Source organism: Mobiluncus porci (assembly GCF_009695935.1).
In the GTDB taxonomy this organism is placed as follows: Bacteria; Actinomycetota; Actinomycetes; order Actinomycetales; family Actinomycetaceae; genus Mobiluncus; species Mobiluncus porci.
In genome coordinates this window covers 16880-42076 of record NZ_VUMY01000017.1, presented here as the reverse complement: position 1 = coordinate 42076, position 25197 = coordinate 16880, and the positions used below count along the sequence as shown (strand labels likewise).

The 25197-nt window shown below is 56.7% G+C and carries 28 protein-coding genes and 1 tRNA gene; 24 read left to right on the top strand and 5 right to left on the bottom strand.

The annotated features are described in order from the left end of the window. Positions 1-68 precede the first annotated feature (68 nt). The 5 genes from FYJ63_RS09100 (at position 69) to FYJ63_RS09080 (ending at position 2538) form a co-directional block, all read left to right on the top strand. Positions 69-842, top strand: coding sequence for a DUF4417 domain-containing protein (locus FYJ63_RS09100; RefSeq protein WP_154545948.1), 774 nt, complete (start codon positions 69-71; stop codon positions 840-842). Positions 843-901: 59 nt separating this feature from the next. Continuing rightward, on the top strand, positions 902-1045 hold the full coding sequence (locus tag FYJ63_RS09095; RefSeq protein WP_154545946.1) for a hypothetical protein: 144 nt from the start codon (positions 902-904) through the stop codon (positions 1043-1045). 209 nt (positions 1046-1254) lie between these two features. Then, positions 1255-1416 carry a BRO-N domain-containing protein gene (locus FYJ63_RS09090; RefSeq protein WP_154545944.1) on the top strand — a complete coding sequence of 54 codons (162 nt, stop codon included), beginning with the start codon at positions 1255-1257 and terminating at the stop codon, positions 1414-1416. Between the two features lie 543 nt (positions 1417-1959). Continuing rightward, positions 1960-2238 (top strand): type II toxin-antitoxin system RelB/DinJ family antitoxin, encoded by a 279-nt coding sequence (locus tag FYJ63_RS09085; protein ID WP_287847629.1) that lies wholly within the window; start codon positions 1960-1962, stop codon positions 2236-2238. A 6-nt stretch (positions 2239-2244) separates the two neighbouring features. Next, positions 2245-2538 (top strand): type II toxin-antitoxin system RelE/ParE family toxin, encoded by a 294-nt coding sequence (locus tag FYJ63_RS09080; RefSeq protein ID WP_154545941.1) that lies wholly within the window; start codon positions 2245-2247, stop codon positions 2536-2538. Between the two features lie 300 nt (positions 2539-2838). On the opposite strand, the gene FYJ63_RS09075 is transcribed toward FYJ63_RS09080, so the two are convergent. Both FYJ63_RS09075 and FYJ63_RS11240 read right to left on the bottom strand, forming a co-directional pair. Then, entirely contained in the window at positions 2839-3129 is a 291-nt protein-coding gene (locus FYJ63_RS09075; RefSeq protein WP_154545939.1) for an addiction module antidote protein, read from the bottom strand. A 128-nt stretch (positions 3130-3257) separates the two neighbouring features. Further along, on the bottom strand, positions 3258-3446 hold the full coding sequence (locus FYJ63_RS11240; protein ID WP_229770100.1) for a type II toxin-antitoxin system RelE/ParE family toxin: 189 nt from the start codon (positions 3444-3446) through the stop codon (positions 3258-3260). A 450-nt stretch (positions 3447-3896) separates the two neighbouring features. On the opposite strand from FYJ63_RS11240, the gene rraA reads away from it, so the two are divergent. The 3 genes from rraA (at position 3897) to FYJ63_RS09055 (ending at position 5375) form a co-directional block, all read left to right on the top strand. Beyond that, a complete protein-coding gene (rraA, locus tag FYJ63_RS09065; protein WP_154545937.1) occupies positions 3897-4385 on the top strand; it encodes a ribonuclease E activity regulator RraA in 489 nt (162 codons plus the stop codon). An 82-nt stretch (positions 4386-4467) separates the two neighbouring features. Further along, entirely contained in the window at positions 4468-4959 is a 492-nt protein-coding gene (locus tag FYJ63_RS09060; protein ID WP_154545935.1) for a helix-turn-helix domain-containing protein, read from the top strand. A gap of 8 nt (positions 4960-4967) precedes the next feature. Further along, entirely contained in the window at positions 4968-5375 is a 408-nt protein-coding gene (locus FYJ63_RS09055; protein ID WP_154545933.1) for a HepT-like ribonuclease domain-containing protein, read from the top strand. Positions 5376-5383: 8 nt separating this feature from the next. On the opposite strand, the gene FYJ63_RS09050 is transcribed toward FYJ63_RS09055, so the two are convergent. Beyond that, positions 5384-5845 carry a tRNA (cytidine(34)-2'-O)-methyltransferase gene (locus FYJ63_RS09050; protein ID WP_154545931.1) on the bottom strand — a complete coding sequence of 154 codons (462 nt, stop codon included), beginning with the start codon at positions 5843-5845 and terminating at the stop codon, positions 5384-5386. 176 nt (positions 5846-6021) lie between these two features. Between FYJ63_RS09050 and FYJ63_RS09045 the strand changes: the two genes are divergently transcribed. From FYJ63_RS09045 to FYJ63_RS09020, 6 genes are all read left to right on the top strand, one after another. After that, the gene (locus FYJ63_RS09045) at positions 6022-8865 is read left to right on the top strand and encodes a DEAD/DEAH box helicase (protein WP_154545929.1); all 2844 of its coding nucleotides are present in this window, start codon (positions 6022-6024) and stop codon (positions 8863-8865) included. Between the two features lie 51 nt (positions 8866-8916). Further along, the gene (locus FYJ63_RS09040) at positions 8917-9279 is read left to right on the top strand and encodes a hypothetical protein (RefSeq protein WP_154545927.1); all 363 of its coding nucleotides are present in this window, start codon (positions 8917-8919) and stop codon (positions 9277-9279) included. A gap of 61 nt (positions 9280-9340) precedes the next feature. Next, positions 9341-9430: transfer RNA gene (locus tag FYJ63_RS09035), tRNA-Leu, on the top strand. A 50-nt stretch (positions 9431-9480) separates the two neighbouring features. After that, on the top strand, positions 9481-10599 hold the full coding sequence (locus FYJ63_RS09030) for a bifunctional GNAT family N-acetyltransferase/nucleoside triphosphate pyrophosphohydrolase family protein (protein ID WP_154545925.1): 1119 nt from the start codon (positions 9481-9483) through the stop codon (positions 10597-10599). Positions 10600-10637: 38 nt separating this feature from the next. Next, positions 10638-11732 carry an NAD(P)/FAD-dependent oxidoreductase gene (locus FYJ63_RS09025; RefSeq protein WP_287847644.1) on the top strand — a complete coding sequence of 365 codons (1095 nt, stop codon included), beginning with the start codon at positions 10638-10640 and terminating at the stop codon, positions 11730-11732. A 97-nt stretch (positions 11733-11829) separates the two neighbouring features. Next, positions 11830-12189: a DNA primase gene (locus FYJ63_RS09020; protein ID WP_154545923.1), complete on the top strand. Its 360-nt coding sequence runs from the start codon at positions 11830-11832 to the stop codon at positions 12187-12189. On the opposite strand, the gene FYJ63_RS09015 is transcribed toward FYJ63_RS09020, so the two are convergent. Together FYJ63_RS09015 and FYJ63_RS09010 are read right to left on the bottom strand one after the other, a co-directional pair. Next, entirely contained in the window at positions 12186-13187 is a 1002-nt protein-coding gene (locus FYJ63_RS09015) for an aldo/keto reductase (RefSeq protein WP_154545921.1), read from the bottom strand. The genes FYJ63_RS09020 and FYJ63_RS09015 overlap by 4 nt on opposite strands. A 23-nt stretch (positions 13188-13210) precedes the next feature. Further along, complete coding sequence (locus tag FYJ63_RS09010) at positions 13211-14065, bottom strand: RecB family exonuclease (protein WP_154545919.1); 855 nt, start codon at positions 14063-14065, stop codon at positions 13211-13213. Between the two features lie 69 nt (positions 14066-14134). Between FYJ63_RS09010 and FYJ63_RS09005 the strand changes: the two genes are divergently transcribed. The 10 genes from FYJ63_RS09005 to lgt all read left to right on the top strand — a co-directional run bounded on the left by FYJ63_RS09005 (position 14135) and on the right by lgt (position 24901). Further along, a complete protein-coding gene (locus tag FYJ63_RS09005; RefSeq protein ID WP_154545917.1) occupies positions 14135-15241 on the top strand; it encodes a tRNA (adenine-N1)-methyltransferase in 1107 nt (368 codons plus the stop codon). Next, positions 15234-16880: a proteasome ATPase gene (gene arc / locus FYJ63_RS09000; protein WP_154545915.1), complete on the top strand. Its 1647-nt coding sequence runs from the start codon at positions 15234-15236 to the stop codon at positions 16878-16880. The genes FYJ63_RS09005 and arc overlap by 8 nt, the downstream gene beginning before the upstream one ends. Beyond that, positions 16877-18436 carry a proteasome accessory factor PafA2 family protein gene (locus FYJ63_RS08995; protein ID WP_229770099.1) on the top strand — a complete coding sequence of 520 codons (1560 nt, stop codon included), beginning with the start codon at positions 16877-16879 and terminating at the stop codon, positions 18434-18436. The genes arc and FYJ63_RS08995 overlap by 4 nt, the downstream gene beginning before the upstream one ends. 96 nt (positions 18437-18532) lie before the next feature. Then, positions 18533-18718: a ubiquitin-like protein Pup gene (locus FYJ63_RS08990; RefSeq protein WP_229770098.1), complete on the top strand. Its 186-nt coding sequence runs from the start codon at positions 18533-18535 to the stop codon at positions 18716-18718. 9 nt (positions 18719-18727) lie between these two features. Beyond that, positions 18728-20116 carry a proteasome accessory factor PafA2 family protein gene (locus tag FYJ63_RS08985; protein ID WP_154545911.1) on the top strand — a complete coding sequence of 463 codons (1389 nt, stop codon included), beginning with the start codon at positions 18728-18730 and terminating at the stop codon, positions 20114-20116. Next, positions 20113-21738, top strand: a complete 1626-nt coding sequence (locus FYJ63_RS08980) for an FKBP-type peptidyl-prolyl cis-trans isomerase (RefSeq protein WP_229770097.1) — start codon at positions 20113-20115, stop codon at positions 21736-21738. The genes FYJ63_RS08985 and FYJ63_RS08980 overlap by 4 nt, the downstream gene beginning before the upstream one ends. Before the next feature lie 80 nt (positions 21739-21818). Further along, complete coding sequence (hisF, locus tag FYJ63_RS08975) at positions 21819-22610, top strand: imidazole glycerol phosphate synthase subunit HisF (RefSeq protein ID WP_154545909.1); 792 nt, start codon at positions 21819-21821, stop codon at positions 22608-22610. Positions 22611-22697: 87 nt separating this feature from the next. Further along, positions 22698-23144 (top strand): phosphoribosyl-AMP cyclohydrolase, encoded by a 447-nt coding sequence (gene hisI / locus FYJ63_RS08970; protein ID WP_338106900.1) that lies wholly within the window; start codon positions 22698-22700, stop codon positions 23142-23144. Further along, positions 23144-24004, top strand: a complete 861-nt coding sequence (locus tag FYJ63_RS08965) for an indole-3-glycerol phosphate synthase TrpC (RefSeq protein WP_154545907.1) — start codon at positions 23144-23146, stop codon at positions 24002-24004. The genes hisI and FYJ63_RS08965 overlap by 1 nt, the downstream gene beginning before the upstream one ends. Continuing rightward, complete coding sequence (lgt, locus tag FYJ63_RS08960) at positions 24005-24901, top strand: prolipoprotein diacylglyceryl transferase (protein ID WP_154545905.1); 897 nt, start codon at positions 24005-24007, stop codon at positions 24899-24901. Positions 24902-25197: the final 296 nt, after the last annotated feature.

Genomic DNA, 25197 nt, shown 5'->3' with positions numbered 1-25197 from the left:
GTACCCCGCCAAGAGTCGCCAGCACCGCGTGTTCACCAATCTGAAAGCTAACTCACGAAAGGAAGAACATGGCTAGTTTATGTCAAGAAGTCTCCCTTGCGGCAAATATGCTGACCAGACTGCCTATCAAAGAGTTCAGGCAGGAGAACTGGGTCAAGTTACCCGTGAAAAGAGGATTCACCCGCAAGCCAGCTTCTGATATTAGGGGCGACAACCTGAACAATTTCATGCTAGATGGCGTGCCAACTGTGCGCCCCTATGGGATCCCTCTTCTTCAACCATGTTGTGACGTGCCGTTGCAAATCATTTCCTTCAGTGAAGCGGTTTCGTCAAGAAAACCTGACAAAGAGACGTGGGTTCACTTCTTTGAGGATGACTATAAATTTCAACAGTTATGGAACAAGCCGAGAAAGTACCTGCCGATAATACAAAGATACGGCGGGGCAATCATGAGTGATTTCAGCACTCATGAGAATTTACAACTTTACCAACAAATTACGAATGCGGGAAGGAACTTCCAGATCGGCGCTTGGCTGCAACATGAAGGAGTCAAGGTCATTGGCAGCTCAAGATGGAATGGGCCAGGCACTGAAGATTGGTCGACTGCAGGTTTGCCGCTCGAGTCGTCCATCTTCTTAAGCATTCATGGAATGAACCACGATGATTGGAGTCGTTCACGGGTGCGTTGCGAGATTCAGTATTTGCTAGAAGAAAAACACCCGAAGAATCTTCTTATCTATGGAAATGTAAAGCACTTGCACCTTGACAGGGAACTCGTTGGAGAAGCCAACGTCTTCATGTATGAACCCGACACTTGGAGACGCTCTGGGGTGCGGCTATAACTGGCTCACGCTTTCAATCCGGGGATAGTGTCTAAATTTCGTGCAAGGCCAGCGGCATTGTGAACGACCCCAATGATTACTGCCGCGAAGTGGGCGACGCGGCCTATATCGCCGCCCTCGTCCCGCGCCTCGTCACGGTCTCGATGCGCATCTTGGACCTGGTAGCCGCCCTCCCGGAACTCGTCATCGAAGACGAGGTTTAGGGCTGCTTCGCCTCCCGAGTTACTGCGCCGGTGGGGTCAGACCCTTTTGGCTCCGTTCGCGTTGCTCACTATGCCAAAGAGGTCTGACCCCGCCGGCTACGCCACCTAGCGACACAGCGACTTGGTTGGCTACTATCCGGGTGGCGGCGAAGCGAATTTTTCGTCCCGGGGTGGTTGTTAGGCTTGTTTAAGAGTCGAAAGGGACTGCGATGGGTGAAGATTCCATTCAACTGTTTGACAATCAGCGCATCCGAACCGCATGGGATGAAACGCGGGAGGAATGGCTGTTTTCCGTGGTTGATGTGGTTGGGGCGCTCGCCGAGGCGGACAATCCGCGGCGATATTGGAGTGACCTCAAGCGTAAAATATAGGCGGAAGGTGCGACCCAACTGTACGAAGAAATCGTACAGTTGAAAATGACCGCCACCGACGGCAAGAAACGCCTGACCGACGTGGCCAACACGGAGCAACTGTTACGCATCATCCAATCGATTCCGTTGCAGTTGAACCGGAATCTTTCTCTGAAAACCATGCAATCGCGAGGCAGGGCGGTTCGATTGCTGGTGAAGTGCGTAAGAGTTTGGAAGCGAAGATCGGAAAACCTGTCATTACCTCCAAGAATGCTGCTGAGTTGAATCCCGGCGGGAATGAACATGAGATTGGTGCTAATTAAAGTCTTACAGGCGGGAGCCTCTTGCGTTGGAGCGTAGCCACCCGGGTCGGACCCGACGGCGTAATGACCGAAGGGAATGTAGCTGGAAGGGGCCTGACCCACCGGCTACACACCGAACCCGAAAGCTAGACTATGCGGGGGCATAAACTGATGAAATGGTCCTAATCGAGGGTCTAGTCTAACTATTGAAAATATGTTCGTAAGACGTTACTATTTAAATGTGGGATGAAAGGGGGTCGTTGTGTCAACAATAACGGATGGCTCGGTGACGGTCAGGGTCGACAAGGAAACTAAGTCGGAGGCTGCGAAAATCGCGGAGGATTTTGGTTTCGATCTTTCTTCCGTTACACGCGCTTTTTGGAAACAGATGGTCCGGGAACGGCGGATTCCGCTGACGCTTTCCTATCCGGAACCAAATGAGGAATCGAAGGCATCTATCGCTGAGGCTGAAGCGATTATCGATGGTGGAAAGGCTCGGTTTGATTCGGCGGATGAGATGTTTGCCAGCCTTGGGATTTAGTACGAAATGTTGAAAGCCGACTACACCAGCAATTTCAAGAAAGATGTGAAGCGGTTAAAGCGTAAACGTGTTGATACTGCACCACTTCGTCAAGTGATCAGCCTTGTGCTGGAAGACAACCTCGAAGCTGCTGACGAATTAAAGCGACGCCACAATATGCACACGCTTGGCGGAAGATGGCGTGGTAGTTTCGAGTGTCATGTGGCCAATGCGGGGGACTGGCTGGTGGTCTGGAAGACCGGAAATGGAATGGCTGTTTTCCAGCGCACTGGAACCCATGATGCGATTTTTCGACGTTAATTGACTATTCGCTTTTATAGGTGTTTCCGGTTTTTGTGATCCGGAGCTTTACAATGCCTAAATTTCACTAAGTGGGCGACGCGGCCTGTAATCGCCACCCTCGTCCCGCGCCTCGTCACGGTCTCGATGCGCACCTTGGACCTGGTAGTCGCCCTCCCGGAACTCGTCATCGAAGACGAGGTTTAGGACTGCTTTGCCTCCCGAGTTACTGCGCCGTTGGGGGTAAGACCCTTCTGGCTACGTTGCTTACGCAACTACACCAGAGAGGTCTGACCTCATCGGCTTCGCTTGGTGCGCCGGCTACGCTTGAACCGGTTGGAAGGTGAGTTTCAGACCGAGGGCTGCGGCGACTTTGCTGATGGTGGCGAAGGAGGGGTTGCCTTTGGCTGACAGTGACTTATAGAGGGATTCGCGGTTAAGTCCGGTTTCAGCGGCAATTTTACTCATGCCTTTGGCTCGCGCGATGTCGCCCAGTGCGAGTTGCAAGGCTAGCTCATCGCCGTCTTCGAGGGCGATAGCCAGGTAATCTCGAATATCCTCCGGGGTGTCGAGGTATTTGCTTACGTCAAAGTTGTTTGTTTTCAAGGTCATTTTGATTCCTCCTCCATTTGTTTCCAGAATTCTCGCGCGAGGCGTTTGGCTTTTTCGATGTCTTTTTCCTGCGTCGATTTATCGCCCCCGATAAGCAGTAACACAGTCAGTTCTTGGTGCGTTGTGTACTAGACCCGATAGCCAGGCCCGAAGTGAAAGCGCATCTCGGTCACGCCTTCGCCGACAGGTTTCAAATCTCCGACCATGGTGTTGTGTGCTTCGCATTTCCGAATCCCATGAAGGATTCGAAGTCGCCCCTGACGATCGCGCAGCTTCGCAATCCAAGCATCGAACTCATCTGTCGTGATTATCTCCACAGAGAAATTGTAGCCTTTAGGCTACAAATGTTCAAGAGTTGTGTTTTACTGATTTTGAGTGCGAAAGGGAAGGTCGGCCTGGCGCCGAGTTTCAAGAAGTTTCCGCGGGGGCAGTGCTGGCGAGGCGGGAGGCGAGGAGGGAACACATCAAGAGCTGCAACAAGGTGCAAGAGCATAATCGGAACCATGACGTGGCCAACCGCGGATGAAAATCTCGAAAATCATGATTCCGAGCAAGGGTAAAACGAACCAGTCCAGGCGGTTTAATGCTTCTAAAAGCTTCATGGTGGGAGGTGGATCGATCGGGAATTGTGGTGCTGGCTGGGGGGGGCTGCGGTTACGCAGGGGTTTCGCTACGCCGGCTGTGCTGACCCGTCCGCTGCGCGGGAGCGTTTGGCTACGCTAGGATTAAGTTAGCAAATCGGGAAACGTTTAATGAAGGGGATAACCATGACCGAACCAGTTGTTGCTAAACCCACTGCCGACCTCGTGGATGAATACGGAAAAGACCTTCGCGTGAGCACGCTGCAGATGCGCGACTTTGGCGGAAACAAGTCCTTCGCGGGCCCAATCGCGACAATCCGCTGCCACCTCGATAATGGCCTAGTTAAGGCGACCCTGAACTCTCCCGGCGAAGGACGGGTGCTCGTCATTGACGGGGAAGGGGATCTCGCGACGGCTCTCTGTGGAGACCTGATTGCCGGGGCGGCCGTGAAGAACAACTGGGCGGGGATTATCGTCAACGGGGCCATCCGCGACTCAGCAGCCATCGGTGCGCTTCCCCTCGGCTGTAAGGCGCTTGGAACCACTCCGGCGAAATCCGCTAAAGACAGCGCGGGGGAGAAGGACATACCGCTGAGCTTCGGCGGTATCATCTGGAAACCCGGCGACATCCTCCACGCCGACCTCGACGGGGTAGTCCTCCTTCCCGAAAACTGAGCCACGGGGATCGAAACTAAACTCGTTTTCGAAAAATAAATATTCCTTTGCGGAATATATCACTAATCGATATAATCAAATTATGGAACCGGATGAATGGCAGGAATACAGCCCCGCGCGACGCGTAGCACTTAAGCGAACCGCTTTAGGACTAAGTCAGGCTGAGCTGGCTGAAAAGATCAATACCTCTCAGCCGGTTATTTCCGCGATTGAAAGTGGCGCGAGAGCCCTGACCCCAAAAATGGAACAGAGGCTGTTCGCTGCGTTACAGGAACGCCCCTCGCAAACGCTAAAACGTCACCATGAGAAGGTTCTAGAGATTCTCCGACAAGCCAAAATCGAAAACGCGCGCGTATTCGGGTCGGTAGCCCGAGGGGAAGACACTGTTGAATCTGATATTGATTTCTTGATTGGTCCCGAAATCAGTATCGGTCTTTTGGGGATAACTAGCTTGATATTGCAACTGCAAGACCTTTTGGGTGTTTCTGTCGACATTGTGATGGAAAGCTCGCGAAATCGGGAGAAACTTCAAGACGCGCTGCGTGACGCGGTTGAATTGGAGTCCTTTGGGTAGGTGGCTTAATGAAAACCCCAGTTCAAGACGAGTATTATGCCCTTCACGGCTTTGAGAAATCAAACAGAACTTACAAGCCGGAGGATACTGTGAGGCGGCTTGAAGAAATCCAGGAACAAGCCCTCGATGCCGAGTACATAGTCTCTCAGGGGGAGGAGGCATTCTTTGCCGATGATGACTCGGGAAGGCGTCTTCGGAAGCTTGCCGAAAGGACGATAGAAATCCTGACCGAGTCCAGTCGGAAAATCCATTCTGATTTCAAAGAAACTCGCCCGGATGTGCCTTGGCGTGAAATTTATCAAATGCGAAACGTGATTGCACACGCCTATGGGACAGCAGATTACGAGAAATTGTGGTTCGCCCTGAAAGTTGATATTCCGCTACTAATCTCAAAGCTGCAGGAAGACAACCCTTGACGATTCGCTTAGACCCCGCGAGGGTAGCCGAGTTGACCCCAGGCATAGTAGAGGCCGACCGCCGCGGAAATCGCGAGGTTTAGGGAACGGCGTCCCTCGAGCATCGGAATCCGGACCCGCGAAGTCACCCGCGGATCGTCCATGACCTCCACCGGAAGCCCCGTGTCTTCCGGCCCGAACATGAGCCCGTCGCCGTCTTCGAACGTGATTGACGGGAGCATGACATCCGTATGCCCCGAGAAGGCGTAAATCTTCCCGGGAATCGCGGCTAGGCAGTCATCCAAATTGGGGTGTCGCTCGAGGTGAGCGAGGTCGTGATAGTCCAGGCCCGCGCGTTTGAGCTTCGTGTCCTCGAAATCGAAGACGGTTGGTTCCACCACGTGAAGGGTGGAGCCGGTGCAAGCGGCCAAGCGAATCGCGGCGCCGGTGTTGCCGGCGATGCGGGGTTCAAAGAAGATGAGATGCAACATAGCCTTTTGATTCTACACTCTAATTGGTGCTGGACCGGCTGTGCGCGAAGCCACGGGGTCGGACCTCTCTGGCGTAACGAAGTGGAGCCAGAAGGGTCTGACCCCAAGTGGCGTAGCAAATTTGCTGAAGAACTGCCGCCCAGCGAAGTAAGGAAAGGGCTGGTAAAATTGCCCGGATGAGCAACTTTGAGAAAGATTGGGAAGAGCAACTGGCAAAACTGCTGGTGGAAGCCCCAATCGATCCGGAGAATCAGCCGCTGGCTCTCAAACTCGATAAGGGGCTCATCGTGCCGCTGCGCTTGGACTCAAAACTTGAATGGTCCCCAAAGCGGGCCACTTGGCGAGATCTCACCTCTCGCTGGGTTTCCGTAACTGCCGGATTGAACCCCACCCATTTGGCGGCCCTAAAGAATCTGTTTGAACGGTTTTCGCGCGGTGGCTCCCTACAGATTTCAGACCTGCAAGCCGCCGTCACGCTGCAAACTGCCAGCCCGACCGCCTTGCGGGAATGCTACGAGACCGGAGTGGAAATTTTTGCTGACCCCCAAGGCGATAGAATCCTCGTCCCTCGAGACCAAGTCTCTTATCACCTAGACATCATCTCTAACTCGGAGGGGTTGGAGCTCAAACTAGCCGCCACTCCAGAAACCCCAGGCACTCCAGACACCCCAGGCATTCCAGATGCCCTAGCCGCTCCAGGCATCCCAGCCCCCGCGGAAACCTCCCCTTTCCCCGAGTTCAAAGTGGTTCCGTCTTTTCCGCGCGAGACTCTTCAGCGGCTAAAACTTCTCCCGCCCGAGGGCATTCGCATCCCCCTCGCAGACACCGCCATTTTTTGGGCCCAGTGGGCGGAGCGGCCGGCTCTGCGCCAGATTCTCACCCCCGAAGCTAGGCATCTGGCCGAAAACCACAGTTTCCAAGAAAGCCACCTGGAGGGAATCCTCGAGCCAAACCGAAAAGACTCCCGCTTGATGGATTTCCGCTGGAACGTCAGCCGCACCACCAAAGGCGGGGACACTACCACCTACCCCCTCGATGCCGCCACCGCCGGCCAACTCGAGAGAGACCTCTTTGGAGAGCTCGGGAAGAGTCTCGGGATGGTAAAAGTCGAGGCTGAACAGTTTTTCAGCCGGTCATTTCCGGTCTGGGAGCTCTCTCGGCTGCGGGAGTTGGTGGCGCGGGTCAACAGCGGATCGAGCGGGCGGATAACCATTGATGAAGACTTGGACAAACTCGCCATCTACAGCGAAATCCCCGACATCAATCTCGAAATTACCGACGCCGCCTCCGGAGGCTACCACCTTGACATCGCCCTGAATCTCGGCGGGGAGCGCCTCCGGAGCGCGGATTTTCTTCCCGCCTGGGGACGCCACGACCGATGGTGGCAGACTCCCGCCGGAAATTGGGTGGATTTGTTTTCCTCCCAAAACCGCGAACTGCAACAAATCCTCCAGGAATTTTCCGAACTCGGTCTGACCGATTTCGAAGGTGGAACCGGATGGAATGTCGGACTTCCCCAACTAGGCCTGGTGGAATCCCTCTCCGCTCTCGCGACGACCCGCCAACTGAGCCCTCAGTGGAAAGCCCAGGCCGCGGCGCTCCTCGATCCGAAGCCCGCGCCCTTGCCGACACTTCCCGAGGGCACGTGGCGACCCTATCAAGAAGACGGGTTCCAGTGGCTCTATGCCCGAGCCCACGCCGGTCTCGGGGGTATATTGGCTGATGACATGGGTCTAGGCAAGACTTTGCAGATGCTGGCAGTGGTGGCTTCCCAACCCGAAAACTCGGAGCCAATCCTCGCGGTGGTGCCGGCGAGCCTCTTGTCTACGTGGCAGCAGCAAGCCGCGCAATGGTTTCCGAGCCTTCGCGTCGTGGTGCAAGCCACCACAATCGGAAAAACGGCAGATGAACTCAAAAAGAAAACCCGCGAAGTTCTCGGAGCCGACCTGGTGGTGACGACCTATACTTTGGCGCGGATAGACATGGATTTTTGGGAAACTCTAGAGTTTTCCGGAATCATCCTTGATGAAGCCCAAGCCGTCAAAAACCCCGCCACCGCCACCCACAAAGCCCTCACCCGCCTTCGTTCCAGGTGGGCTTTTGCACTCACCGGAACGCCGGTGGAGAACCGCGAAAAAGACCTCTGGTCCATCTTGGCGTTGACGGTTCCCCAACTTCTCCCGCCTCTGCCGGTATTTGAGCGACGGCTCTCTCAAGACGCCCTGTCGGAGCGCGCCGCCACGAGGCAAGCACTTGGGAGGAAAGTGTGGCCTTTCCTTTTGCGACGCACCAAAGAGGCCGTCGCAAGTGACCTCCCGCCCAAGATTGAACAACAGATCACCTTGGAGTTGGAACCCACCCAGCAAGGTCTCTACGACAAATATTTGACGGCAGCGCGCCTAGAGGCCGCCGACCCGAAGGCGCCGCGGCTCAACATTCTCACCGCGCTCACTCGACTGCGGCAATTGTCGCTAAGCGCGAGACTCATCAATCCCGAAATCCCCGAGGACGGCTCCAAGATCACCTATCTCATGGGGGCGCTTTCAGACCTCGCTTCTCAACAACGCAAAATCCTGGTGTTTTCCCAGTTCACTTCCTTCTTGAAGGTGCTTCGTCAACAACTCGATACTGTCGGCACGCCCTATTCGTACCTGGACGGGACGAGTCGGGACCGCGAGAAGCAGATTGCTGATTTCCAGGACGGGCCCAACCGAGTGTTCCTGATTTCCTTGAAAGCAGGCGGCTTTGGGTTGAACCTCACGGAAGCGGATTATGTTTTCTTGTGTGACCCGTGGTGGAATCCGGCGGTGGAGGCCCAAGCCATCGACCGCGCGCATCGCCTCGGACAAACCCGCGCCGTGAATGTCTACCGGTTGGTGGCGGCCAACACTATCGAGGAGCGAGTTTTGGCTCTCCAAGAAAAAAAGCGGGAACTAATCGATTCCGTTTTGAGCCCGCAAGAGAATCGGGAGGTTCACCCGCAGATTACCCTGGAAGAACTGCGTTCGCTGCTCGACTAAAGATCGCGAAACGCCGAACGTGGAGGCGAGAAAGGTGACAGAATACAAGCTATGAATGATGACATTTTAGAGGGGCGTAACTATTACCAGCGGGCGGCAGTTCGCGCGAAATCCTTGGTTCGCGGCGATCCGCTTGTGGGTTCGGGACTCATCGTAATCGGGGTGTATTCCGGTAATGCCGAAGTTTCCGAGGTGATGCGGGGGAGTGCGAAAACGGTCGCCTTCCTGCGTTCCGACGGGACTCTTTCGGCGGAATCTGCTACAGATCCGGCCACTATCGGCATCAAACTTGCCAGCGGCTATGTTCTCGTGAAAGCCAGCCCCACCGGTAAAGACGATGTGGATGAAAATGCGTTTTTCCTCACTCCCGCCGCGGCCATGATCGAGGTGTGGCAGTTCGAGGAAACCGCCTAAAAACGGTTCAGTTTGAAATCGACCGACTAACCCGCTAAATTTGATATGCGTTTTCGCACTTGCGAGGGTGGCGGAATGGTAGACGCGCTAGCTTGAGGTGCTAGTGACTAATTAAACGGTCGTGAGGGTTCAAGTCCCTTTCCTCGCACCAAAGCCCGGAGCTCCCGGGCTTTTTTGGTATCTACAAAGGATGGTAGCGCTATGGGACAGAATTTCGTCGAGGGGATTGCTACTTCGGTGGCGACTTCAGCAAAGGATAGCGGCATTGGCGCCCACGAGCCCTTTGCGGTAAGTGAGGGAAACCTCAGTCTCGACGTGCCCCGCGCTGAGGATATTCACGACATTGCGTCCGCCTGCCAGGATCCGGAGATTCAGCGGTTTACGACTGTTCCCATTCCTTATGGACCTGACGATGCCAAATTCTTTGTGGAAAACATCACTCCGAAGATTTGGGCTGAGGGGGGCTCCAGTTGGGTGATTCGGGTAAATGACGAAGCCGGAAAGCACTTCGCTGGAACAATTGCTTTGCGTAATCGCATAGACAAAGTGGCGGATATCGGATTCTGTATTGACCAGTCCTGGAGAGGACAAGGTCTCATGACTCGCGCCGTACGCCTCGCGATCCAGACTGCTTTTAATGAACTCGGTTTTGACTGCGTTACTTGGGAGGCTCGACCGGACAACTTGGCTTCTCGAAAAGTTGCTTGGAAATGTGGTTTTAGCTTCGGCGGGGTGGTGCGCGGTTTAGGGCTGCGTCGCGGGGCTCGCGACGACTTGGTTATTGGCAGTATTCTCAAAGGAGATTCCTTTGAACCCAAAGGAACCTGGGAAGACACGGAAATGATTGGAATGAACCCGAATCCGCGCGACCCCGAGGCGCTCGTGCGCCAGTTCCACGAAACCTATAACCTGCCGGTGGTGACTGACGGCCCGAACATCGAAAACGAGCGGATGCACATGCGGCTGTCTCTGGTTCTCGAAGAGACCTCCGAGCTCGTCCGCGCCCTTTACGGGGAAAAGGCCTATGAGACCATCCAGGGCGCGATTCGGAAACTCCAGACGGAAGACGAGGGCGCGCGCGACATCGTAGAGGTCGCTGACGCGCTGGCAGATCTTACCTACGTGGTTTACGGAATGGCTCTGGAAGCGGGTATCAGCCTCCCCGCGGTCCTGCGCGAAGTCCAGGCCTCGAATATGTCGAAACTAGGGGAAGACGGCAAGCCCATTTATCGAGATGACGGCAAAGTTCTCAAAGGCCCCGGCTTCTTCAATCCGAATATCAAACGCGCTTTGGATAAAAATGTTGCTCCCTCAAGGTAGGATATGGGAGTAAAGTCCTAACATACGGAGGAGAGATTGTGGTTCGTGTCACAGTTGTCGGTGGTGGCTACGGAGGCATCACCGTCGCTGGAGGATTAGACGATGTTGCGGAAGTCACTCTGGTAGAGCAAAAAGATCAATTCGTCCACCACGCTGCTGCTTTGCGCGCCGCAGTTGACGGAATCTGGTCCCACACGATTTTCATGCCCTATTCTCGTCTTTTGAAAAACGGGAAGGTGGTTCACGGGGAAGCCACCCGCGTGGAGGGAACCACGGTTTATCTCGCCAATCATGACCCGATTGAGGCTGACTATCTCGTTTTGGCGACCGGAACGACCTATCCCTATCCGGCAAAACACAACATTCCCACCGCCTCTATCGCGAAGAAACGGCTGGAAGAAACGCGGGAGAACCTGGCCCAAGCGAAGCGAATCCTGCTGGTCGGAGCAGGAACTGTCGGCATCGAATTCGCCGGTGAACTGGTTTCGAACTTTCCGGAAGCGGAAATCATTATGGTTGACCGCGCCCCCCATATTTTGGGTTCGGATGAATACGCCGAAGAATTGCGCGACGTTTTGACCAAAGAGCTGGAAGACGCCGGAGTGAAACTCATCTTGGGCTCCCCCTTGGCTTATGTTCCCCCCACCGATATCGGTGAACTGCGTCCCTTCCACGTCGAAACCCATAGCGGGGTTGGAATCGATGCCGATATGTGGTTCCTCTGCTACGGAGCCCAGACGGCCTCCGGATATTTGCGCGCCAACTACGGCGACAAACTAAACGAGAAAGGCCAGATTGCGGTTGATGAATACATGCGGGTCAAAGGTGTTCCCCATGTCTATGCGGTCGGCGACATCACCAACGTGGCCGAGTCGAAACGCGCGGACGCAGCTCGGGCACACGCGCGAGTCGTGGTGGCAAATATAAAGGCCGAAATCGCTGGAAACGAGCCCACTACGACCTACACGCCCGGAAAAATGTGGATTGTGTTGCCGCTCGGAATGGAAGGCGGTGCCTCCCAACTCACCGGCGCGAACGGGGAGCCTCAAATCGTGGGACCCGATGAAACCGCGGAAATCAAGGGCAATGACCTGATGGTGACGATGGTGCGCGGACAACTCCACCTTCCCTAGGCTTCAGTCGGCAGTTGCGGGGATAGAGCGAACAGGACACAAGAAACCATTCGCGATTGAACTGCGAAAAGAGTTTTGGGGCGCTAGACTTGAGGTCATGAGTAAAGACCCTCGTCATGCCCTAGATAACCTCATTGCCGCCTTGGAACGCCACCTCGAAATCGCCGTGTCCTTAGAGGGCGAAGTCGAAGATTCCGAGGTTTTACTCGATGCGGAAAACAAGTTGCGCGACTCCTTCTTCACTTACGATGACACCCTGTTCACCATGACCGGCGCCGAGCTTCCTTTCGACATCCTCGACGACGATGACTTGGACGAGGAATCGGATGATGGCCTGGACGAGGATGAATTAGAGGATGACCTCGAAGACGAGGACGACTTTGATGACGACGATGACGAGGACGATTATCTCGGCGAAGACGATCTCGAGGATTTCGACCTCCACTCCGATGATTAGTTCAACGGATTAATCGGGTCAGACACCTCATTCAAGGCTGTCGCCACTTGGCGAGGCAGTTTCGTTTCCACAGAGCGCAAAATCTGGACCAGTTGGTCTCCGGTTCGTGCCCCCACAATCGCGCTCGACAACCCCGGGCGAGACAGCACCCAAGCCAGGGAAACCGCCAAAACCGATTCGTGCAATCCTTCGGCCGCGGTCGCCACAGACTCGACAATCCGGCGCTTTTCCGAAGTGAGATACGGCTTCACGAACCCCTGGAGGTGAAGAGAAGCACCGCGAGAATCCGGTGGAGTCGAGTTGCGGTATTTGCCGGTCAAGACCCCGCGCCCCAGCGCCGACCAGCCCAAGACTCCCACGCCTAAGGCAGTGGCGGCGGGGAGGATTTCGCGTTCCAACTCGCGGTTCAACAAGGAGTATTCATTAGTCACCGCGGCCAACCCCGGCAGTCCCAATCCGGAATCAGCGATTCCGCCCCCGACAGTGTTTCCGAGCCGCGCCGCCCCGTAGGCGACCTGCCAGGAGGCGTGGTTGGAAAGCCCCACGTAGCGGGCTTTACCGGATCGGTAGGCGGCACTGAGCGTTGCCAAAACTACGTCGAAGTTGGTCTCGGGATCGGGAACCTGAACCATCCAGAGGTCCACATAGTCGGTCCCGAGCTCACGCAAGGTGTCGTCGAGGCTCGCCAACATCGCCGAGCGGGAGGCTTCCACGAAGGTTCTCTCCCCGCGGCGGTTCACTCCGGATTTCGAGACGATGACCAGGTCTTCACGTCTCGCTATCCGGTTTCCTCCCGTCCCCAAGAGCGAGCCCAGGACTTTCTGGGCTTCGCCTTCCCCATAGGTTGGGGAGGTGTCGAGAAGGTTCCCACCGGCTTCAATGAAGGCTTCGAGCTGGGCGGCACATTCCGCTTCCAACGTGTCTCTACCCCAGGTCAGAGTCCCCAAACCGAGGGCGGAAACCTGTAGGCCCGTGTTACCTAAACGTCTCAATTCCATAGTTTCACGCTATCTCACAACCGTCAGGAATTGCGGTTGCCACTAGGGGAGGGGCCAATCTGGGACATGTAGGCGAGTTTTTCGGGCGGAACCTCGGGGGGTGTCCCGCCGAAAGCCGGACAGATATTTTGGAAATAACACCAGTCGCACAGGCGCGAAGTCTTGGTTTCGAAGCGTCCGGACTCGATTCGATTCGCAATCTCCAACCAGATCTCCAAGATTTCTTCCGCAAACTGGTTCGCGTCCTCATTTGTCGGGTCAAAAGTGAGCACTTGCGGGTTACCCCCGCCCAAGAACAACAACTGGGTTCGCCTCGGGAGAACCCGATGGGTTTCTCGGTACAGCAGGGCATACATCCGCATCTGGAAAACGAACTCGGAAGTGAAACGCATATCGGGGGCTTTGCCGGTTTTGTAGTCGATAATCCGCACTGCCCCGTTCGGCGCGGTTTCGACCCGGTCGATGAATCCGCGCAGCCGAAGCCCCGAAGGCAGCACGGTTTCCACCCCGAGTTCCCGCCCGCTCGGTTCGAGATTTCGCGGATCCTCGAGCTCAAAATACGCCGTCAACAGTTCTTTGGCCTGACGAATCAGCTCTTCGGGGGAGGTGTCTTGCAAAGTGACTTCCAGCATGTCGGTCCTGGCGGCAACTTCCTCCCACTCCTTTTCCACAGTCGCAATCACACGCTCGGAGTGACGCTCTGGGCGGGGCAGGTCGAACATGTCCTCCAAGACTTTATGAACCAGGGTTCCTTTCAGCATGGCCGCGTTTCGAGGCTCGGGAATTTTATCGACAAAGCGCAGCCGGAACTGTAGCGGACACTGCAAGAAACTCTTGGCGGAACTAGCGGAGAGGGCGGGCGGTCTGGATTCACTCATGCTTCGAGATTATCACCCATCTCCAACCCAAAATTCCGCTAACTCGAGTGAGCCATTAAGATTAGCCCTATGGGTGAAACACGCACAGAGACGAATCTTCCAGGTGGCCAAGCACGGCGGCGGGGAGCCCTGCGCGCCGGCGAATGGGTGCAACTGACCGATGAAAAAGGGCGGATGCACACGGAGCTCCTGCAGGAAAAGGGCTATTTTCAATGTCATCAAGGAGCCATCCGGCACGTTGACATCATCGGGAAACCCGAAGGCAGTGTTATTCCGGCGGAAAAAGGTGAACACCGCTTCACCGCGCTGCGCCCCCTGCTGGTGGACTACCACCTTTCGATGCCTCGCGGCGCCCAGATTCTCTATCCCAAAGACGCCGCCCAGATTGTCATGGAGGGTGATATTTTCCCCGGAGCCACCGTGGTGGAGGCCGGAGCCGGTTCCGGAGCGATGACGATGAGCCTCCTCGCGGCAGTCGGCCCGCGCGGTAAAGTCATCAGTTTCGAGGTCCGCGAAGACTTCGCGAAGATTGCACGGGCGAATGTGGAAATGTGGTTTTCCGGAGATGTTCCGTGGTGGGAGCTCCGGCTCGGTGACCTCTCCGAGGGCTTGCGGGGCTTGGCCGATAAATCGGTGGACCGCGTTGTGTTGGATATGCTTCTCCCTTGGGAGCACCTGGCAGAAATCCAGCGCGTTCTCGCCCCGGGCGGGGTTTTGACCTGCTATATCACCACCGCGACACAGTTGGCGCGACTAGGACAAGACCTCAGGAATTTTGGGGGGTTCACGGCGCTTCGCTCTTGGGAGTCCTTGGTGCGTCCCTGGCACGTTGATGGTCTCGCGGTTCGTCCCGACCACCGCATGATTGCCCACACCGGTTTTATCTTTACCGCCCGTCGGTTGGCGGATGGTCAGCAGTCGATTCGCCACAGCGAACAGCCTCTGGGTGAACTCGATTCTCGCGACGCCCTGTGGGAAGACGAGAGCCTGGAGTACGAAAAACCGCGGGCCATTTCCGAGCGGAAACTGCGGCGCATCACGCGAGATGCCGTGGCGAAAGCAGAGCTCTTGGGTATTCACCTCGATCTCGAGGCGATTTCGAGCGAGGAACAGGCACAGGCCGCGAGTTCAGGCCCAGATGAGGCGGCAACTCGAGAGGCGACTACTGATGAGTGACCTCCCCGACAGTTCCGAAGACCTGGCGGATTTGCAGCGCGAACTGGTTTCCCTCGAGGCGCAACACGACCGGCTGAAGATGGCCTTGCGTGAGGCGAAAATGCAGCTAGAACAGATGCGCGAGACCATCCTCCAAGTCAGCCAACCGCCGCTGCATTTTGCGGTTTTCGAGGGGTTTCATCAAGACGCCGCTGAGTCCGCGGGCGAAGACCCGAAAGCGAGCCAGACTGAGGCCGAGGTGGTTTCCGAGGGCAGGCAACTTCGCATTGCAATGTCTGATAACCAGGGGCTCCAAGACCTGAAACCCGGGGACGGCTTGTGGATAAACGACAATCTGGTGGCACTCGCCCCCGCCACGCCCAGAGCGGTCGGAACCATCGGGGTGCTTACGGAAGTGAAAGACGGACGCGGGGTCGTGAAGCTGGCTAGTGGAAACGAACTCGTGGTGAACCTCACGGCGGCGCTTCAAAACACGGTCAAAAGCGGAGACACGATTCGAGTCGACGTGAAAAACCAGTGGGGGTTGGAACTGTGGGAACGCGCCGGAGTGGAGCAAGCCTTGGCTCCGGAAAGTCCCCAAGTGTCCTACCACGACATTGGCGGTTTGGAAGACGAAATCGCCACTTTGCGAAACGCCGTGGAACTGCCGTATAACCATCCGGAGCTATATTCCAGATACAGCCTGAAGCCGCCGCGCGGTATCCTGCTTTACGGTCCGCCCGGATGCGGGAAAACCATGCTCGCGAAGGCTGTGGCCACCTCTTTGAGCGGAGGCGAAAACCCCTCGGTGTTTCTCTCCGTGAAAGGTCCCGAGCTACTCAGTAAATTCGTGGGGGAAACGGAACGAGAGATTCGCGATATTTTTGACCGCGCCAGGGAACTCTCGGCAGGAAACCGACCGGTCGTGGTGTTTTTTGATGAGATGGAGGCCCTGTTTCGGACGCGAGGGAGCGGTGTGTCGAGCGATGTCGAAAATTTCCTCGTCCCCCAACTTCTCACCGAAATGGACGGTCTGGAGGAACTCCGTAACGTTGTCGTGATTGGGGCCTCCAACCGTGAGGACATGATTGATCCGGCGATTTTGCGACCGGGGCGTTTCGACCTAAAAATTCGGGTGGGACGCCCCGATGCTTCCGCAGGAAGACAGATCTTGTCACACCACTTGAGTCCCGCCATCCCCTTTGATGAACGCGAACTCAAAGAGGCGGGCAGCCCCACGATTCTCGCGGTGAACCTCACGGAAACGGCGGTGAACCGCCTGTTTACCCCCACCCCAGCCACCTATCTCTGCACCGTGAAGTACTTGGATTTAGCGGGGTCAAAGCGCTTGTCAGAGGTGTATTTCTCCGATGTCGTCACCGGAGCGCTCCTCGTTTCTCTGGCTAGCCTGACGAAACATCTGGCGATTTTGCGGGAACTGTCCGGAAAAGGTCTGGGAATCACGATGAGCGACCTTGACCAGGCGATTAGACAAACTGTTGACCAGGCGAGAGCCTTGACCCTGATGCAACCTCCGGAGAAACTCACCCGCGAACTAGGGATCCAAGGCCAAATCCAGACAGTTTTTCACGACCCGACTTTGAGCGCGGGAAAAGCATCCCGCCCGTATTCATCCAACGGAAGTGAGGTATCCTCTTGAATCAGCCCCACGTCATCGGTTTGGAAACCGAATTCGGGGTCATGCCGGCCTCTCCCGTGGAGTCGCGTTTCTCCTCTCCAGCTTTAGCGGTGGCTACCGCGAAGGCAGTGCGGGCCTGGCAGTCCACCTTGCGACCCGATGGCCGGGCGATTGCCTGGGATTGGGCGGGGGAAAACCCCTTGCAGGATTTACGGGGAACCCACCTGGAACGAGCCAGCGCCCACCCTTCCCTGTTGACAGATGACCCCCATGCCTTTGCTCCCAGCGGAGACACCGACCGACCCGTGGAGGGAACCGCAGTTGACCGCGGCGAGCTAGGCGATCTCTCCAGCCCGATGATGACGAATGTAGTCATGACTAACGGGGGACGTTTCTACGTTGACCACGCCCATCCCGAGTATTCTTCGCCGGAGGTTTTGACTTCCCTGGAGGCGGTGACCTGGGATGTGGCGGGGGAACACCTTGCCCGCGTGGCGATGGAGCGAGCCGCGAAAATGGGCCACGATGTGCTTCTCTACAAGAACAACACGGACTCTAAAGGGTCGTCTTACGGTAGCCACGAGAACTACCAGGTAGCGCGGGCGATTCCTTTCGAGACTCTGCGCGACTACCTGGTGCCGTTCTTGGCGACGAGACCGGTTATCTGTGGCGCGGGAAGGGTCGGACTTGGCCAGAAGAGTGAAAAGCCCGGGTTCCAGATTTCCCAACGCGCCGATTTCATCGCGGATTTGGTGGGGTTGCAAACGACCTTCAACCGTCCGATTGTCAATACTCGTGACGAACCCCACGCGGGCAGCCAGTGGCGTCGTTTCCACGTCATCAATGGGGATGCGAACCGTTTTCAGGGTTCGATCTTGGCGAAAGTGGCTTCCACTCGAGCCTGGTTGGCGGCGCTGGAAATCGCCACCAAATACCACCGCGAGTTCCCTCTCCAAGGCCTGTTCTTCACGAGTGATCCGGTCGAGGCCGTGTGGCAGATCTCGCGCGATATTGATTTTGAAACGAAACTCCCTTGCAATGATGGCCGAGAGCGGTCAAGTGTCGCCTGGCAGCTCGAGGCGGCCGAGCGCACCGGCGAGTTTTTGGCTGAATTCCCCGAGACTGAACTCGCTGATGAAGCCCTGAAAGACGTCGCTACCTGGATAGAAACCGCAAAGATGCTCAACGGGGGAGAAGCCGAAGGACGCGTGGAATGGGTGGCGAAACGGGCTTTACTCGCCAAGCTGGCTTCTAGACTTCGCGGCGGATGGGAGGATCCGAAACTGGCGGCCTTGGATATTCAGTGGGCTGACCTTCGCAAAGGCCACTCTCCGGTGGATAAACTCCAGGGTTATCTAGAGGAAGTCGTGGGGCGCTGCGCGGTGATTATTGCGACGGTGGAACCTCCCGATTCCACTAGAGCAACTGTGAGAGGCCAAGCCGTCAAGTCTCGAAAAGACCTGATAGCGGCCTCGTGGGATAGCCTGGTAGTGGACGACTCAGGACAGTGGCGTCGGCTGACCCTTGGCGAACCCGCCGCTACCCTTGCAGAAACTGTTGGGGGAGAGCGTCGTTAGTGACGTTCGCCCCGCTAGAGACCAAGCTAGTGACAAATCTGGCGACCAAGCTAGTGGCCAAGGGGGAGAGACTCTAGAGTAGATATGGAGGAAAGAATGGAACAATCACAGATTAACCGGCCCGCGGGGGACACGCCCGCGACAGGCGCGACCATGGCCAGCTCTACCACCCAGTCCCAGGTTCCCCTGGGTTTGGATGACTTGCTAGACGAAATCGAGGACCTGGTCGCTCAAGATGCCCAGAGTTTCGTCCAGGGCTTTGTCCAAGAGGGCGGTGAATAAGGAACCGCCATGACCTCGCCTCATCTAGATCGCCTCGCTCCGCGCATTTTCGGGATTGAAACCGAGTATGGGATTCTCGCGGTCGGCCCGCATGGTACCCCCACTACAGACGCCGACACGGCAGGTCGGGCCCTATTCGCGGGGGTTTTAAACCGAACCCAATCCACTTCGGTTTTCTTGGAAAACGGGGGGCGGCTCTATCTCGATGTGGGTTCGCATCCGGAGTACGCCACGGCGGAATGCCAAGATTTGAGCGATATTTTGGCTCAAGATCGCGCCGGAGCGGAGATTCTTCGCGACATGGCCACGGAGGCTTCGGCCCGCTTGTCGGCGGATTTAGGCACTCCCACCCAGGTTCACCTGTTCAAAAACAACCTGGATTCGGCGGGGAACTCCTGCGGGTGCCACGAGAACTATCTGTTGTATCGCTCCGGAAAATTTCGGGATTTGGTGGAGTCTCTCGTTGCCTTCTTGGTGACCCGTCAGGTCGTGACGGGGTCAGGGGCGCTGCTGAAGATTAAAGGGGAAACAAAGTTTTGCCTCTCGGGTCGGGCTTTTCAGATCGATGACACGGTGTCTGCCGCCACGACCTCGACTCGCCCCTTGGTGAATACGCGAGATGAGCCCCACGCGGATGCGAAACTGTATCGGCGGCTCCACGTGATTGTGGGAGATTCCAATGTTTTAGAGACTCCGACCCGCTTCAAGATCGCTACCATGAATCTTCTGCTCGGGGCGCTCGAGGCGGGGCTGGATTTCACGGACCTGACTTTGACTTCGCCAATAGCGGCGCTCCAGGGGATTTCTCAAGACTCGCCACACGAGGGCACGCCCTTGGAACTGGCCGATGGTTCGCGCCGGACCGCTCTTGAGATTCAGAGGGTGTTTTGGGAGAGGCTGAGTCGGGCCTTCGAGGCCGCCGACTTGAGCGCCGATTACCGTGAAGTTTTGCGAGAATGGGGCGAGTGTCTCGAGGCGCTCGGGAGCGGGGACCTGGAGCGGCTGGTGGGAGTGTTGGATTGGCCGACCAAGAGGTTACTACTGGAGGGACTGCGAAGTCGGCAAGGGCTCGAATGGGGGGACTCGAAACTTGCGAGACTCGATTTGGCCTATCACGACCTCGTGGCGGGGCTAAAACTGGAGGAACGCGGTTTGGCGCGCCGACTCAGCGCCCCCGCAGCGGTTACAACAGCGAAAACCACCCCACCAGCCAATACGCGGGCGCTACTTCGCGGAGACCTCATTGGAAAAGCGCGGGAGCAACGCGTTGACCTCCAGGCGGATTGGACGCACCTACGGCTACCGGAATCGGGGCTGGGAACCGTGACACTTTCGGATCCCTTCGCGACGAAGTCCGAGGAGGTAGCTAAACTGATGGGAACGATGGAGACAGTTTGAACGAGAATCCGACGCGACGTAACTCCCATCGGGCCGCGGGTCCGGTGGACGATGTCCCGCGCCCGCGCCCTCACCGAGACTTGGCGGATTCCCCGCGCCGGAGGGCAAAGTTAGCCGCCCAAAAACTCGACGCGGGAAGCGGTTTAACCGCCGCGGGAAGCGGGGAAGCGAGTGGTGAGACCGCCTCGCAACTGTCGGGGGTGAGCCCGGGGGCAGCCGATCTTTTCACCAAGTGGCTGCACGAAAATGGGTTCAATGACTTTGAGTCTTTCCAGAAGATGACCCGCGCTGCCGAGCAAGAGCGGACCCAACCGGTTACCGAGCAACCCAGACGGCTCACTCGCCGCGAAAAACGCCACGGGGCCGGCTCGCTCCCACCGCGAGCACAAACGTCTCCCGAACCTTCTCGAACGGAGACTGCCTCGCTGAGCCCCCTCGAGGCTCAGCCAACACCGCCGACTGAAGTGGCGCCTCCCCGCCCAGTGCGGGTGGAAGCTTCGCGGATGGAGAAAGCAGCCGTTGAGAACGAGGCGGTAGCCACTGAGCCGACAGCGGAGAAGCCCGTGTCTACCGAGGCCGCCAAAAAGAATGGCACCTTGCCGAAAACCTCTGACCCATCGACCTCGGCCGCGGCGCTGAAACACGCTCCCACCACTCGCCTTACCGTGGGTCGACGTCGTGCCGCGAAGCTGCGGGATAAACCCCGCCTCCCGAAGCCACTGTCCAAGACCCGCAAAGTGCCCATTTTGCTGACTTTGGGAATTCTGGCTTTCCTCGCGATTGCCGCGCTCGTTCTCGTGCTGTGGTTCCAAACGCGAGTGGTTGCTAACGACCCCCAACGCTCACATATTGAGGTCCTCGGCGCGGTCGGAGCCCAGCCGGTATTGAGCCTTTCCGAACCGCTGCCCCTGGACAAGGCCTCCACCCAGATTCTCCTGAAAGGAACGGGGAAAAAGGTTACTGTCGGAAGAACCGTGGCGCTGCGGATCACCGTGTTTTCCGGTCTGGACGGGAAGCTACTTTCAGCCGGCGGGGATGACTCCGTCTTGGTGGGGAAGTTGTCTCCCGAAGTTCTCGGGTCGGAGGTCTATAACACGGTGCAAAACGCCACCGAAGGGTCTCGATACCTTTTGAAACAGCCGGTAAAGGACAAAGGCACCTCACGGATGGAAATCGGAGTGATTGACGTGATTCCCACGGAACTTTCCGGAACCATGCAGTCCCTCCCGCCAGAATCTGGGATTGGTATTAGCGAGGAAAACGAGGTCTTGACTCCAAGCGTTTCCGGCGAATTTACCGGTGATTTTCGGGTTGACACCTTGCTGGACGGGAAAGGCGCCACCGTCTCCGTGGGACAGACCGTCTTGGTGAGATACCTTGAGTATTCCTTCTCCAACCCGCCGGCGCTACTAAAAGACCATTGGGAAGAACCCGTGAAACTCCGGCTCGACGGCACTTTGCAGTCCGGCGTGATGCGAGCCATTACCGACCAAAAGATTGGGTCGCGGATTGTCGTCCAGGTTCCGCCGGCACAAGGAGCGGGAAACCAGGCCACCATCTTGATGATTGATGTCTTGGCCGCCTGGGATCCCAGCAAACCGAAACCGGCTGCCACTTTGTGAGGAAGAAAAGCGCTTCACTCCGAGACTCAGAAGAGATGAGATTTAACTTCGAGAGAGCCCGAACCCTGAAAGGAACAAGAATGTCCCAACGTTTTGCGGAAGATACTTTGACGATTCGCGTGATTCCCTGTCTCGATGTGAATGCCGGTCGGGTGGTCAAAGGGGTGAACTTTGAAAACTTGAGGGACGCCGGAGATCCCGTTGAGCTGGCTGCTTGCTATAGCGAGAGTGGCGCGGACGAGATCACTTTCCTGGATGTTTCCGCTTCCCAAGAAGGCCGCGCCACGATGACTGGCATTGTCGAGCGTTGCGCTGCCGAGGTTTTTGTGCCTCTGACGGTGGGGGGAGGGGTGCGGAGTCTAGAAGACGTAGACCGGCTTCTCCACGCGGGCGCCGACAAAGTGGGAGTGAACACGGCTGCGATTGCGCGCCCGGAGCTGATTGAAGAAATCGCGAAACGGTTCGGAGTCCAGATCCTCGTCTTGTCAGCAGATGCGAGGAGAGTTCGCGAGGGGGTGGAGACCCCGTCAGGATTTGAAGTCACGACCCACGGCGGCAAACAATCCACCGGCATCGACCTCTTGGAGTGGATTCGGAAAGCCACCGATTTGGGAGCCGGAGAGGTCTTGCTGAACTCGATGGATGCCGATGGTACGAAAAACGGCTTTGACCTCGAAATGTTGGGGATGGTTCGGGAAATCTGTCCGGTTCCTCTCATCGCTTCGGGCGGTGCGGGCACGGCTGCACACTTCGTAGAAGCGGCGCGAGCAGGTGCGGATGCCGTCTTGGGAGCCTCGGTATTCCACTTTGGGGAAGTTTCCCTCGCCGAGGTCAAACAAGCCCTTGGTGACGCCGGCTTCGCCGTTCGCTAGCCGAAAATGGGTTGTTGGGTTTTTGAGAGCGGGCAAAAAACTCACTCGATTTGGTGAACATAGGGGTCTACGTGGCAGTATAATCTCGTGATTCAATTGCCCGACGCCGTGTCCTCACGCCTGAAGCGTGACGCTAATGGGCTGGTGTGCGCGGTAATCCAAGACGCCACCAGCGGACGGGTTTTGATGGTTGGCTATATGGACGATGAAGCCTTGGCGCGCACCCTGAAAGAGGGGCGCGTCACTTTTTGGTCTCGATCTCGCCAGGAATATTGGCGCAAAGGCGACACTTCCGGACACTTCCAATTGTTGCGCGGCATCGAAATCGACTGCGATGGGGATGCGCTGTTACTCCAGGTCGAACAGATAGGCGTGGCCTGTCACACGGGAACATTTTCCTGTTTCGATGCCGGCGGAAAAGTCGAGCCGGCGTTTTTTGGGGTCCGCGCGCAGGGATTGGCCGAGAATTTGGCCGAGAATTTGGCCGAGAAAACGAACGCGGCGGAGTCCGAGGAAGCGGGGGAGGCTTCCTGATGGTGTTGACCTATGCGGAGATTTATAAGCAAACCCAGGCAGAAGTGTCCCTTCGTCAAACCACCATGCCCCTTGAGGAACTGAAAGAAAAGGCGCGGAAAGCCCCCAGCCCGAAGAATGGGGCCGCAGCCCTGCATTCCCATCCCGGATTTGTGGCAGTGATGGGAGAGATTAAACGCCGCACTCCCACCGCCGGATTCCTCGACCCGATTGAAGACCCCGGAGAGCTGGCTCGCGAATATGTGGCGGGCGGATCGGTGGCGATTTCTGTCGTGACGGAAACCCCCAACTATCTGGGAACCTTAGATGATTTTCGGGCGGTGCGCCGCGCCGTCGAGGTGCCGCTGCTGCGAAAAGAATACGTCGTCACCCCCTACCAGATTCACGAATCTCGCGCGCTCGGAGCCGACATGGTGCTCCTCATGGCGGCGCTGTTGGAGCCGATAGTGCTGGACCTCCTGGTGGAGAGAACCCAGTCGCTCGGAATGGAAGCCCTCGTGGAGTGTCATTCCCGTCTCGAGGCGAGGCAAGCAATCCAGGCTGGCGCCCGCATCATCGGCATTAATGCTAGAGATCGCGAAACCGGCGCGGTGGATCGCTCCATGTGCGAACAGATTATTGACGTGATTCCTCCCGATATCACCGTAGTGGCTGAGTCTGGGGTGCGCGGGCCGCGGGACGTGTTTGACTATGCGCGGGTGGGAGCCGATGCCGTCTTGGTCGGCGAGTCGCTGGTTCGCTCCCCAGATCCGCGCTCCTTGCTTCGAAAAATGACCTCCGCGGCCCAGCATCCGGCGCTGCGCCCCGATCGTGCTTCTCGATACCGTCATCACACCGATGAGAAAGAAGGCGAAGCCTAAATGCCAACTCTCTTGGCCAGCCTTGCGGCGACCCGCTTGTTGCCCCTCGCGATTCCTTCACCGCCCTCACCAATTGCGCTTTCTTTGGGACCGCTCACGATTCGCTGGTATGCCCTGTGGATTATTACCGGCATGATTGTGGCGATTCTCTGGTCATCACGGCGCTGGAAGAAACGCGGCGGGGATCCTAACCTGTTGTGGGATGTGGGGCTCTACGTGTGTGTTTTCGGGATTCTCGGCGCGCGCGCGATGGCGGTGCTGTCCTATCCGGGGGATTATTTCGGGCCGGGGATTCCCTGGTGGCAGCCTTTCGCGATTTGGCAAGGCGGCTTGGCGATCTATGGCGGGCTGATTGCCGGAGTTTTGACGATGGTGGTCATGATGCGGCGTCGAGGCTTACCGGTCGGGGTTTTTATTGACGCGGTAGCGCCCACGGTTCTCGTGGCCCAAGCCCTGGGGCGCTTGGGGAACTATTTCAACCAAGAAGTCTACGGCTCTGCCACCACCCTGCCGTGGGGGCTGGAGATAGCCCCGGAGAACCTTCCGGCTGGAACCGCCAGCGGGACTTTGTTCCATCCGACTTTCCTCTACGAGATTATCTGGAATCTTTTTGCTCTCGGAGTGATTTTGCTTTACGAGCGGGTGCGGGAGTCCCGCGAAAATCTTTATGCCTGGGAGCTCACGGCGCTGTATTTCTTGCTGTATTCTCTGGGGCGGTTTTTACTCGAATTTGTGCGCATTGACTACCAATACACCGTGGGTGGCGTGCGGTGGTTCCAGATTGTGGCGGGAGCAGGAGTTGTTTTTGGGGCAGGGCTTCTCATCGCGGCGCGCAAGTGGGAGCTACCGAGCAAGTTGCCAGTGAAAAATTTAGATGAAACGGTACCGGAAAATTAACTGACTAATTTTCATTTTTCTCTCTGAATTTTAACGCGTATTTAATAAACTTGCGTTTTGGGAATAATTCTTGTAAAATTTTTGTTTTATATTGTGTTTGGTTTTCTTAGCCGGTTACAATGAATGTGTCAGAGCTAAGAAGGCAACCAAGCGAGAGGTTCTTCAAAGGATTTTGAACTTGGAGACTTTGCAAAAAGTCACAGTAAAACGTCGGCGTTTTGGTGAGTGTCACTAAAGCGCCAAGCGTCAAACGGAGAAATACTCCGATTTGCGCGGAGGGTTCCAGGCACAACCCA